The sequence below is a fragment of the Actinoplanes sp. NPDC049598 genome (assembly GCF_040675435.1).
In the GTDB taxonomy this organism is placed as follows: domain Bacteria; phylum Actinomycetota; class Actinomycetes; order Mycobacteriales; family Micromonosporaceae; genus Actinoplanes.
On record NZ_JBFAOX010000041.1, the window covers coordinates 1 to 11,245 of the forward strand.

Annotated in this window: 12 protein-coding genes and 1 riboswitch; of the genes, 5 read left to right on the plus strand and 7 right to left on the minus strand. The window is 70.7% G+C overall.

Annotated elements, in window-relative coordinates; all coding sequences use genetic code 11:
- Positions 1-152: 152 nt before the first annotated feature.
- Together groL and AB0J66_RS46660 are read right to left on the minus strand one after the other, a co-directional pair.
- On the minus strand, positions 153-1,775 hold the full coding sequence (gene groL, locus AB0J66_RS46655) for a chaperonin GroEL (RefSeq protein ID WP_364675061.1): 1,623 nt from the start codon (positions 1,773-1,775) through the stop codon (positions 153-155).
- 266 nt (positions 1,776-2,041) lie between these two features.
- Complete coding sequence (locus AB0J66_RS46660; RefSeq protein WP_364675064.1) at positions 2,042-2,932, minus strand: hypothetical protein; 891 nt, start codon at positions 2,930-2,932, stop codon at positions 2,042-2,044.
- A 254-nt stretch (positions 2,933-3,186) separates the two neighbouring features.
- Here AB0J66_RS46660 and AB0J66_RS46665 point away from each other — a divergent pair, with 254 nt between their 5' ends.
- Both AB0J66_RS46665 and AB0J66_RS46670 read left to right on the plus strand, forming a co-directional pair.
- Positions 3,187-3,696 carry a GNAT family N-acetyltransferase gene (locus tag AB0J66_RS46665; RefSeq protein ID WP_364675067.1) on the plus strand — a complete coding sequence of 170 codons (510 nt, stop codon included), beginning with the start codon at positions 3,187-3,189 and terminating at the stop codon, positions 3,694-3,696.
- The gene (locus AB0J66_RS46670) at positions 3,696-4,163 is read left to right on the plus strand and encodes a hypothetical protein (protein WP_364675070.1); all 468 of its coding nucleotides are present in this window, start codon (positions 3,696-3,698) and stop codon (positions 4,161-4,163) included. Before AB0J66_RS46665 ends, AB0J66_RS46670 begins: the two co-directional genes overlap by 1 nt.
- Here the strand turns inward: AB0J66_RS46670 and AB0J66_RS46675 are convergent.
- From AB0J66_RS46675 to thrC, 3 genes are all read right to left on the minus strand, one after another.
- Positions 4,099-5,103, minus strand: a complete 1,005-nt coding sequence (locus AB0J66_RS46675; RefSeq protein WP_364675072.1) for a GNAT family N-acetyltransferase — start codon at positions 5,101-5,103, stop codon at positions 4,099-4,101. The genes AB0J66_RS46670 and AB0J66_RS46675 overlap by 65 nt on opposite strands.
- Complete coding sequence (locus AB0J66_RS46680) at positions 5,085-6,062, minus strand: GNAT family N-acetyltransferase (protein WP_364675075.1); 978 nt, start codon at positions 6,060-6,062, stop codon at positions 5,085-5,087. The genes AB0J66_RS46675 and AB0J66_RS46680 overlap by 19 nt, the downstream gene beginning before the upstream one ends.
- A gap of 242 nt (positions 6,063-6,304) precedes the next feature.
- A complete protein-coding gene (gene thrC, locus AB0J66_RS46685) occupies positions 6,305-7,591 on the minus strand; it encodes a threonine synthase (RefSeq protein WP_364675078.1) in 1,287 nt (428 codons plus the stop codon).
- 11 nt (positions 7,592-7,602) lie between these two features.
- Positions 7,603-7,736, minus strand: a riboswitch (SAM riboswitch).
- Positions 7,737-7,850: 114 nt separating this feature from the next.
- Here thrC and AB0J66_RS46690 point away from each other — a divergent pair.
- A complete protein-coding gene (locus AB0J66_RS46690; RefSeq protein ID WP_364675080.1) occupies positions 7,851-8,717 on the plus strand; it encodes an alpha/beta hydrolase in 867 nt (288 codons plus the stop codon).
- Here AB0J66_RS46690 and AB0J66_RS46695 read toward each other — a convergent pair.
- On the minus strand, positions 8,707-9,348 hold the full coding sequence (locus AB0J66_RS46695) for a GNAT family N-acetyltransferase (protein WP_364675082.1): 642 nt from the start codon (positions 9,346-9,348) through the stop codon (positions 8,707-8,709). The two genes, AB0J66_RS46690 and AB0J66_RS46695, sit on opposite strands and share 11 nt — an antisense overlap.
- 166 nt (positions 9,349-9,514) lie before the next feature.
- On the opposite strand from AB0J66_RS46695, the gene AB0J66_RS46700 reads away from it, so the two are divergent.
- A complete protein-coding gene (locus AB0J66_RS46700) occupies positions 9,515-9,895 on the plus strand; it encodes a contact-dependent growth inhibition system immunity protein (RefSeq protein ID WP_364675083.1) in 381 nt (126 codons plus the stop codon).
- Here the strand turns inward: AB0J66_RS46700 and AB0J66_RS46705 are convergent.
- Positions 9,885-10,697 carry a methyltransferase domain-containing protein gene (locus AB0J66_RS46705; RefSeq protein ID WP_364675085.1) on the minus strand — a complete coding sequence of 271 codons (813 nt, stop codon included), beginning with the start codon at positions 10,695-10,697 and terminating at the stop codon, positions 9,885-9,887. The genes AB0J66_RS46700 and AB0J66_RS46705 overlap by 11 nt on opposite strands.
- Positions 10,698-10,797: 100 nt before the next feature.
- Between AB0J66_RS46705 and AB0J66_RS46710 the strand changes: the two genes are divergently transcribed.
- Positions 10,798-11,223, plus strand: coding sequence for a hypothetical protein (locus AB0J66_RS46710; RefSeq protein WP_364675087.1), 426 nt, complete (start codon positions 10,798-10,800; stop codon positions 11,221-11,223).
- Positions 11,224-11,245: the final 22 nt, after the last annotated feature.

Sequence of the window (11,245 nt, forward strand, 5' to 3'; positions counted from 1 at the left end):
CGCCGCCCCGCCGCCGCCCCGCCCCCACCAAGCGCCGCCGCTGACCTGCCCGCGCCGCCGCCCCGCCGCCGCCCCGCCGCGCCCGCGCGGCCGCCCCCGGAAATGCCGAAAGGCGGGCCCGCCGAAGCGGACCCGCCTTTCTAAGACTGGACTCAGAAGTCCATGTCACCGCCGCCCGGGGCGCCGGCCGGAGCCGGGTTCTTCTCGGGCTTGTCGGCCACGACGGCCTCGGTGGTGAGGAACAGCGCGGCGATCGACGCGGCGTTCTGCAGCGCCGAGCGGGTGACCTTGGCCGGGTCGATGATGCCCGCGGCCAGCAGGTCCACGTACTCGCCGGACGCGGCGTTGAGGCCGTGACCCGGGTCGAGGTTGCGCACCTTCTCCACCACGACGCCACCCTCGAGGCCGGCGTTCACGGCGATCTGACGCAGCGGGGCGTCGAGCGCGAGCTTGACGATCTGCGCGCCGGTCGCCTCGTCGCCGACCAGGTCCAGCTTGTCGAACGCGGTCTTGCCGGCCTGCACCAGGGCGACGCCACCACCAGGCACGATGCCCTCCTCGACGGCCGCCTTCGCGTTGCGAACGGCGTCCTCGATGCGGTGCTTGCGCTCCTTGAGCTCGACCTCGGTGGCCGCGCCGACCTTGATGACCGCAACGCCGCCGGCCAGCTTGGCCAGGCGCTCCTGCAGCTTCTCACGGTCGTAGTCGGAGTCCGACTTCTCGATCTCGGCCCGGATCTGGTTGACCCGGCCCTGGATCTGCTCGGCGTTGCCGCCACCGTCGACGATGGTGGTCTCGTCCTTGGTGATGACGACCTTGCGGGCGGTGCCCAGCAGGCTCAGGTCGGCGCCGTCCAGCTTGAGGCCGACCTCCTCGCTGATGACCGCGCCACCGGTGAGGATGGCGATGTCCTCGAGCATGGCCTTGCGGCGGTCACCGAAGCCCGGGGCCTTGACGGCGACGGACTTGAAGGTGCCGCGCACCTTGTTGACGACCAGGGTGGCCAGGGCCTCGCCCTCGACGTCCTCGGCGATGATGACCAGCGGCTTGCCGCCCTGCATGACCTTCTCGAGGATCGGGAGCAGATCCTTCACCGCGGAGATCTTGCTGTTGGCGATCAGGATGTACGGGTCGTCGAAGACGGCCTCCATACGCTCGGCGTCGGTCATGAAGTACGCCGAGATGTAGCCCTTGTCGAAGCGCATGCCCTCGGTGAGCTCGAGCTCGAGACCGAAGGTGTTGCTCTCCTCGACGGTGATGACGCCTTCCTTGCCGACCTTGTCCATGGCCTCGGCGATGATCTCGCCGACCGTGGAGTCACCGGCGGAGATGGAGGCGGTCGAAGCGATCTGCTCCTTGGTCTCCACGTCCTTGGCCAGCTGCTGCAGGCCCTCGGAGACGCTGGCCACGGCGGCCTCGATGCCCCGCTTCAGGGCCATCGGGTTGGCGCCCGCGGCAACGTTGCGCAGACCCTCACGGACCAGAGCCTGGGCGAGGACGGTGGCCGTCGTCGTGCCGTCACCGGCAACGTCGTCGGTCTTCTTGGCGACCTCCTTGACCAGCTCGGCGCCGATCTTCTCGAAGGTGTCCTCGAGCTCGATCTCCTTGGCGATCGACACACCATCGTTGGTGATGGTGGGAGCGCCCCACTTCTTCTCGAGCACGACGTTGCGGCCCTTGGGGCCGAGCGTCACCTTTACGGCGTCGGCGAGCTGGTTCATGCCCCGCTCGAGGCCGCGACGAGCTTCCTCGTCGAATGCGATGATCTTGGCCATACGGCTTTGTCCTCCTGGACATACGCGGTGCCGGGCCTCGTCGGCCCCGCCCGTTGCGATCTCTGCGGACGTCACCACCTGGCGTCGTGACGTCCTCAGGCCGAGCCGGATAGCCCGCGACGACCGGCCCCGTGCCCCGGCGCCGATGGCGACGCCGTGACCGAGACCCCACCGTCCCGACCTGCTGGCACTCACCGCAAGCGAGTGCCAATGACTTGTTTAGCACTCTCAGGTGGCGAGTGCAAGGAAACCTGGAGGTCCCTAAGTCAGTCTTCAGGCACGTTCAGCTCAGCGCGCAAAGACGCCGCCGTGACCACCCCTTCAGAGCGACGACCTTGGCTGTACGAAACCAGCGCCGCCACCGCCCACACCTGCACCGTGACCACTCCCACAGCGGTCGAGGCAAGCCCCCCGAACAGCTCATCGGCCACCGGCGGCAGCACCGACGCGAGCCCCGAAGCGACCACCAGCCCCAGCGCCGACCCCCGCGACAGCAGATGCCCGGCGCGGCGCAGATCGTGACTGCGTTCAATCAGCAGCCCACACCCGAACACCCCGGCGACGGTCAACAGCGCCGTGGACGCCACCGCCGTCACCGCCTCGTTCCGCGCCAGCGACAACCCGCCCGTCACCAACCCCACCGCCGCGAACCATAACCAGAGCGCCCGCAGCCGCTGCGCGACCAGAGCCCACACCTCACGCAGCCGGGGCCGCACCCCGTCGGCCGCCGACGGCACCGCCACCCCCACCGCCCCGGCCAGGCAGATCACCATCGGCAGGGCCGACACGGTCAGATAGGCCACCCACATCGTCGGAAGCAGCAGCAGCCCGAACCCGCCGGCCAGGTCGGACAGCGCCGGCGCCGCGATCACCGTGTCGTCGAGCCGCCCCACGAAGAAGTGCATCGGCAGCGCCGCCAGCCCCATCATCGGCAGCAGCCACAGCCCGTCCCGCCCCAGCACCGCCGCCACGCGCCCGGCCCACCCCCGCAGCCCCGACCCGGGCGCCGGCACCAGCGGGTCGCGCACCCCCGGAATCACCGTTTCGGGTACGCCCCCGCGCGGCAGCTCAGCCGTCCGCGACTCCGGATCGAAGGGGTCGGCGGCCGCCACCACCGGCTCTTCGACCATGCGCATCGCGCCTTCGCCCTGATCCATCGAAACACCTTGCCCCAGCCCGGCCCCACCCCGCCACCCGAGCCGACCGGCCACAACCTGTCGATCAAGCCGCTACTGCCCAGGACCCGCCCTCCCAGGGGGAGCCCCCGCTGGTCAGTCTGGCGGAAAGTCGCATGATCGTGCTCGGGCCCTGTGGACAAGCTCCGGCGTCCTGTGGACAACCGCCGGTCATCGGGGTCCGATTAGCGGCAACCGGGTTGCCGCACGCATGGTCTCGGGGTAATCAGGACGGCATGGACAGCTGGAGCGTGCATCGGGTCACCGTCGGCGACGCGGCCCGGATGCGCGCCTTGCGGCTGGAGATGCTGGCCGACGCCCCGCTGGCCTTCCTGGAGACGCTGGCGCAGGCCGCGGCCCGCTCCCACGAGGGCTACCGGCAGCGCATCGCCCAGGCGGCCGCCGGCGACGAGCTGGCCCAGTTCGTGGCCGATCCGGGACCGGGCAAAAAGCTGATCGGTCACGCCGGGGGCACGATCGCGCACGAGTCGGCCGGCGAGACGGTCATCTTCGCCGTCTACATCACGCCGGCCTACCGGGGTGGCAAGGTGCTGGCCGAGCTGGCCGAGGCGGTTTTCGACTGGTCGCGGCGGGCCGGGCGGCGGCGGGCGATGCTCGAGGTGGTCGTCGGCAACGACCGGGCCGTCCGGGCGTACGAGAAGCTCGGTTTTGAGGACACCGGTGAGCGGGTGCCGCATCCGGTGCTGCCGGCCCTGACCGAGCTGCGGATGCGCAGGCGCATCTGATGGCCCGGCGGCATGTGGCCCGCTCCTTGATCACCGCGGTCAACGGCACCACCGCGGTGGGCCTGATCGTGGCCAAGCTGGGCCGGGCCAAGCTGCGGCGCGGTCGTAACGGCGTGCTCATCGCCGAGGGCTACCGGCTGCCGATCCCGCCCGCGACCTGCTTCACGGTGGGCTCCGTGATCATGACGAAGCGTACGGCCGATTGGCTCCTCTCCCCGGAGAAGGCGGCGCTGTTCGGCCATGAGAGCAACCACGCCACCCAGTACGCGGTCTTGGGCCCGCTGTTCTGGCCCGCGTACTGGCTGGCGTGTGGTTACTCGTACGCCCGGGCCGGCAACTACGGCTCGCGCAACATCTTCGAGCGGATGGCCGGGCTGGAGGCGGGCGGCTACAAGCGGCACGTCAGGCGAGGGTCAGCTGCCACTGGACGACCGACTCCACCGGACGGAAACCGACCTCCCGGTTGATCCGCAGCATGTGCTCGTTGGTGGCCGCGTTGAAGGTGTCGATCACCTCGACGCGGGGTTCCTTCTCCCGGACGTGCCGGAGGTTCTCCAGCTTGACCACGAGCCCCAATCGGTGGCCGCGGTGCTCAGGGTCGACCAGGGTGATGTTCTGCCAGGCCTGTTCGGGTTTCTCGTTCTCGACGACGACGCTGGTCAGGGCCACCAGCCGGCCCTCGCGCAGCGCGCCGCAGTTGTAGCTGGTGCGCCCGCGTTTGGTGCGGTTGAGCTCGTCCTCGCGGACCCGGTCGGCGTCGATCTTCTCGGCGCCCCAGGCGAGGTCGCCCACCGGCGCGTCGGTGTTCAGGCGGCTCTCGAGGTAAGCCACGTCGTCGATGATCTCGTCGGGCGGCACCCCAATCCACCGCACCAGCCGGCTGTCTCCCGCCCGGGTCCAGGCCGCGGCCCGGAGCTCGTCGAGGCGGCCCTGATCGAGGGTGCGGACGTCGAGCCGGCTGCGGATCTCCTCGAGCCCGGCCGCCGCGCCCATGGCGGTGGCGAAGGCGGCCCCGTCCGGATGCTTCTGGATGGTCGGCCCGATGAGGTGGCGGCGGCCCAGCACGCGCGCCCGATCGACGGCGAGCTCCCACAGCGCCCGCCCGACGCCCTGCCGCCGGGCCGAGGGCAGGACCTTCAGCTCGACGTCGACCGTCTCCAGGTTGTCGTCCTGGGGCATGGCGAGGGCCAGCAACCCCACCGCGCGGCCGTCCAGCAGGCCCAGGCCGCGCTCGTACGCGTAGCCGGGCCACCCGTGGGCCAGCGTGGTCCGATAGCCCTCGAGCGAGGGGAACGGGATGTCCGGCTGGTCGTGCTCCTGACAGGCCCGGGCGATGCCGTACGCGTCCTCGACGGCGTCGCCCAACTCCTGGATCTCCACCCGGCCGCTCACAGGTCGTGCTGCCATTCCACGTGGACGTCGACCGCCCGGAAGCCCATGTCCCGGTTGATCCGCAACATGTACTCGTTCTGCGACGCGTTGAAGGTGTCGATCGCCTCGATGCCGGGCCGGTTGCGCCGGATGTTGTCCAGGTTGGCCAGCTTGACCAGCATGCCGAGGCGGTGGCCGCGGTGATCGGGGTCGACCAGGGTGGTCTGCTGCCAGGCCTGGGACGGCTGGGCGAGCTCACCCGCGATGACCGTCCAGGCGACGAGCCGGTCGCCCCGCAACGCCCCGGCGCAATAACTGAGCCGGCCACGCCGTTGGCGGGCCTCCTCGTCCTCGCGGAGGCGGGCGGCGTCGATCTTCTCCGGCTCCCAGGCCATGTCGCCCATCGGGGCGTCGGCCAGCAGCCGGCTCTCGAGGTAAGCGACGTCGTCGATGATCTCGTCGGCCGGCACCCCGAGCCACTCGATCGTGCGGTAACCCTCGGCGTGGGGCAGCGCCCGCTCGCGCAGGTTGTCCAGGTGGGCCTGGTCGAGCCGGGTCAGGTCGAGCCGGCTGCGGGTGTCCTCCTGGCCCGCGACCGCGCCCATCGCCGTGGCGAAGGCGGCGCCGTCGGGATGCCGGTCGGCGGTCATGCCGATGAGATGTTTGCGCCCGTGCGCGGCGGCCCGTTCGAGCAGCACCTCGTACAGGGCCCGGCCGACGCCGTGCCGCCGGTGCTGCGGCAGCACCTCGAGCAGGACGTGGGCGTTGGTCAGGTTGTCCAGCTGGAACAGTTCGAGCTCGAGGAATCCGACGGGTTCGCCGTCGAGCAGGCCCAGATATCTCTCGAAGGTCAGCCCGGGTGGTGGATGGAGCAACCCGGCTTGGAACGCTGCTTCCGACATGAAGGGAATGTCCGGAGTGTCATGTTCGTGGACGGCGCGGCGGATCGCGTAGCCGGCGTCCGGAGAACCAAAAGGCTCGATCGATACACGCATGGCCGCCACCCTTCCGGGTGACGGCCATGAACGCGAACGATTTTGGTCGGGAGAACGGACGCACACCGCCTCCGGCAGTGGGTCGTTGGGTCCCTCGAGAGATTGTCGCCAAGCTCGAGAGTGAGGGCCCGCGTACGGCGTCGCGCCCTCCCGCAGAGAGCATCCTGCCGACCCGGAGATCGGATCGCAAGTCCTCGCGGGATGGAATTCTTACTTGCTGGCCGATTGCCGACTACACAGCGTCATCCGAGCAGGCCGGCCTCACGGGCGCCCTTCAGCGACGGCTTGATCGTGTGGGTCGGCCCGACCTGCCCGGCGACCGCGTCGAGCGTCTTGAGCCCCTCGCCGGTGTTGTAGACGACGGTCTCCTTCTCCGGGTCGAGCTTGCCGCTGTCCACCAGCTTCTTCAGCACGGCCACGGTCGTACCGCCGGCGGTCTCGGCGAAGATGCCGGTCGTCTCGGCCAGCAGGCGGATGCCGGCGCGGATCTCGTCGTCGTCGGCGTAGTCCATCCAGCCGCCCGTGCGCTTGACCGCCTCGATCGCGTACGCCCCGGCGGCCGGGTCGCCGATGTTCAGCGACTTGGCGATGCCGGTCGGCTTGACCGGGACGATCTCCTCGGTGCCGTTCTGCAGGGCGGTGGCGATCGGGTTGCAGCCGGCCGACTGCGCGCCGAAGACCGTCCAGCCGCCCTCGGGGGCCTCGGCCAGGCCGATCTCGACCAGCTCGCTGAACGCCTTGTCCACCTTGGTCAGCAGCTCGCCCGAGGCCATCGGGATGACGACCTGGGCCGGGATGCGCCACCCGAGCTGCTCGGCCACCTCGTAACCCAGCGTCTTGGAGCCCTCGGCGTAGAACGGGCGCACGTTGACGTTGACGAACGCCGTGTCCTCGAACTCGTCGGTCTCGACCAGCTCACCGCAGAGCCGGTTGACGTCGTCGTACGACCCCTCGATGGCCACCAGCTCACCCCCGTACACCGCGGTGGTGATGATCTTGCCTTGCTCCAGGTCGTGCGGGATGAAGACGATGCTCGGGGCACCGGCCCGGGCGGCGTGGGCCGCGACCGAGTTGGCCAGGTTGCCGGTCGAGGCGCAGGCGAAACGGGTGAAGCCGAGCCCGCGGGCCGCGGTCAGCGCGACCGAGACGACCCGGTCCTTGAACGAGTGGGTCGGGTTGGCCGAGTCGTCCTTGACGAACAGCGGGGCCCGCAGGCCGACCGCGGCGGCCAGGGCCGGCGCGCTGACCAGGGGCGTGAGGCCCGGGTCGAGGGTCACCCGGGTCGACGGGTCCTGACCGGCGGGCAGCAGCGCCGCGTACCGCCAGATGTTCTGCGGGCCCGACTCGATGTCGGCCCGGGTCACCCGCGCGAGAGCCGCCTGGTCGTACGCGACCTCGAGCGGGCCGAAACACTCATAACAGGCATGCTGGGCGACCAGCGGGTATTCGGCGCCGCACGCACGGCAGACGAGGCCCTTGGCCGGCGAAGTGGTGGTGGTAGCGCTGGGTGCACTGACGGTAGACGTCATCGAGGCCTTCCCTCTCATCTTTCCCCGCGGCGACCTGCCGGCCGGGGACGGAATTAGCACCTGCCGCGCTCGGCCTCTTCTTCGAGACTGCGTGGTGGTTGCCGGGGCTTCATCGGGCCGTTCCCTCTGCCCCTCTGGATGAGGTATTCAGTTGTTTCCCACACCTTACGTCGAAATTCCGCGATCCTGCGCACAGCATCCCGAGGTGTGAGCCACAGCGCTCATTCGCTGCTCATCGGCGCCCGTGAGCCTTCGACCCATGACCAACACCGAGTACGTCCGTGTCCGGGTCGCCGAGGACGTCGAGCTCAGCGCCGCCGTCGCCGGGTCGGGCCGCCCGATCGTGCTGCTGCACGGCTTCCCGCAGACCCACCTGATGTGGCGGCGCGTCGCGGCCGACCTGGCCGCCGACCACACCGTGATCTGCCCCGACCTGCGCGGCTACGGCGCCAGCGACAAGCCGGCGGAGAACGGCCCCGACACGTACAGCAAGCGCACCATGGCCGCCGACGTCGTCGAGCTGGCCCGCCGGCTCGGCCACGACCGCTTCGCCCTGGCCGGCCACGACCGGGGCGCCCTGGTCGCCATCCGGGCCGGCCTCGACCACCCGGCCCACATCACCCACCTGGCCTCGCTCGACGTCCTGCCCACCCTCGACATGTGGGACGTCATGCACGGCGTCAGCGCCCAGGTCGGCTTCCACCTCTACCTGATGGCCCAGCCGCCCGGCCTGCCCGAGAAGATGATCGCCGGCGCGGCCGACGAGTTCTTCGGCCACTTCCTCGACCTCTGGACCAAAGACCCTCAGGCCATCCCCCCGGACGTACGCTCCGCCTACCTGGCCGCCAGCCGCAACGCCATCCCGTCGATCGTGGCCGACTACCGCGCCTCGGCCGGCATCGACATCGACCACGACCGGGCCGACCGGGCCGCCGGCCGCACCCTGACCATGCCGGTCACCGTGCTGCAGCAGGACTGGGGCTCGATGCTCGGCTTCGACGCCGCCGCGCTCTGGCGCGCCTGGGCCCCCGACCTGCGCCACGTACCCGTCACCAGCGGCCACTTCATGGCCGAGGAGGACCCCGGCCTGGTCGTCAAGGAGCTCCGCGAACTGCTCACCCGATGATCAGAGGCAGGCAGGCCGCGACCCCTTCCACCGCGACCGGGGCCCGCTCCTGCCTGCCCCACCCCGCACGGGTCAGCCGCAGCCGATCGGAGACCAGCGCTTCCCCGTCCCGCGCGTCGACCGAGATCCCGTCCGGCTCGTAGCCGAGCTTGCGCGACACCCGCTGCGACGGATGGTTGTCCCGGAACACCTCGCTCAGCGCCGCCGTCGCCCCCAAGTGATCGAACGCCAGCGTCAACAGGCCGACCCGCGCTTCGGTTCCGTACCCCCGCCCCTGATGCCCGATCCCCAGCCACGACGAGGTCTTGACCTCGCGCACCACCGCGAAGTCGCGCGCCCGCAGCGACACCATCCCGATCGGCTCGCCCCCGCGGAACACGCCGAACCCGAGATCCCAGTCATCCACCCGCCACGAGCCCAGCGCACCCCAATGCCCCCGCAGCACCGCCCGCGCCCGATCCTCCGCACTCCCCTCAGCCCACGGCGTCAGAAACGGCCGCTCCCCAGGCCCGTGCACGCCTCTACCGGCCAGCCGCGCCAGCTCCGCCAGCTCCCCCTCGCCGGGCAGCCGCAACTCCACCCGCGCCCCCACCACCCGAAGCCCGAACGGCGGCCAAAGATCAGCATCCATGCCCAGATCCTCGCGCCCGCCAACACGCCGACGCCACCTGTTAAAGGCGGAGGCCCACCGGGCCCCCGCCTCGACCACGAGCGAACCTACGCGGAACCTAAGTGGACCGCCGCGCCTGACCGAAACCTCGGCGCGGCCCGTCGCAGCCGTGGGACAGGAGACCAACGTGCAGCAGTCGTTGGAAGAAATCGAGGGCAAGGCCTGGGGCGACCCACCCGCCGATGCCTCGCGGCTCGTCGCCACGGTGTACGCCCTGCGCCGCCGGCCGGTCGGCACCCTCGGCATCGAGGGTCTGCGCGTGCTGATCGGCCAGAAGGAAGGCCTTGAAACTCTGGTTCCGCTCGCGCTGGACGAACTGGAGCGCGACCCCCTCGCCGAGGGTGACTTCTACCCCGGCGATCTGCTCGCCTCGGTGCTGCGCGTGCCCCACAGCTACTGGCAGCGCCACTCCGACCAGGCCACCCGCCTGCGAGCAGTCACCGACGCGGTCGACCTCGACGACCTCGACCGGGAGACGCGAGCCGAGATCGAAGCGTTCAGGAAGTGACCACCCCGACGCCCAGCAGGGCGGCGGTGGGCAGGGCGAGCCGGCCGTCGTCGTCGCGGTAGGCCGCCGTGTGCCGGTCGTACTCCGCCCGGACGCGCTCGAGAGTGCGGGTGTCCTGGCGTTGCATCACCAGGCCGGGTGTGCCGATGCCGTTGGCCGGCCCGCTCCACCACGACTCCGGATCCGTGCGGTGCGTCCAGGCGAGGGTGTCGCAGCTGACGCCGGCCAGGCCGGCCCGCTGCAGAAGGTTCGCGAGGCCCTCCGGTGTGCGGGGGAAGTCTTTGTCCGGGGAGAGCCGGGGCATGTCGGTGGGGCGTTCGGCGCCGGCCGCGTCGAAGACGGTGGCCCAGAGCTGCTGGGCCGGTGGGGTGGGATAGGGCCAGATGGTCACGGCGACGCGCCCGCCCGGCCGCACGACCCGCTGCAACTCGCGGAGGGCGGCGGCGGGGTCACCGACGTGGTTGAGGACGAAGTTGGCCACGGCCGCGTCGAAGGAATCGTCGACGAACGGCAGCCGCGGCAGGACCGCGTGGTGGAATTCGGCCGCCGGGACCCGGCCCCGGGCCAGGTCCAGCATGGTCGGTTCGGCGTCGACGGCGACCACGTGCGCGCTTCGGTCGCAGGCCAGCGACGCGACGGTGCCCGTGCCGGTCCCGACGTCGAGCACACGGCTGCCCGGCCTGACGTCCGCGGCGTCCAGGAGCGCGCCGGCGGGATGAGCGCACAGGGCGGCGAAGCTGCCCTCGTACGCCGTGGCCCGTCCGGCCCATTGCGACCGCTCGTGGTCGTCGAACGCATTCACTGTCCCAGCCCCTTCGCCGCTATCGATGATCGACAACCTAGCGGCGGTTGAGCCGGCGTCGGCTGGACCCTCCAGTTGGTTGAGGGGTCAGGGTGGGGGGATGGATCTCGGGAATCGGGTGCTTCGGCTTTGTCAGGATGGGATGCGGGCGGAGGCGGAAGGGCGCGCCGACGCGGCGCGGGCTTTCTTCGCGGAAGCGTGGGCGGCTCGCACAGACGACTATGAGGCCTGCGTGGCGGCGCATTATCTGGCTCGGGCGCAGGCCGAGCCGGCGGAGATTCTGCGGTGGAACACCGAAGCGTTGAAACACGCCGACGCGGTGGGTGATGAGCGGGTCGCGGCTTTCTATCCGTCGCTTTACGTCAGTGTGGCCATGGCGCACGAGCGGCTGGGTGATCCGGCCGCGGCCCGGGCGGCTTTCGAGCGGGCGGCCGAGCACGTCGCGGTTCTCCCGGCGGATGAGTACGGTGACCAGCTGCGGAAAGTGATCGCCGAAGGGCTCAAAGTGACCGCGTCGGGACATTGACGTGAGTGTTTAGAGTCTCGCG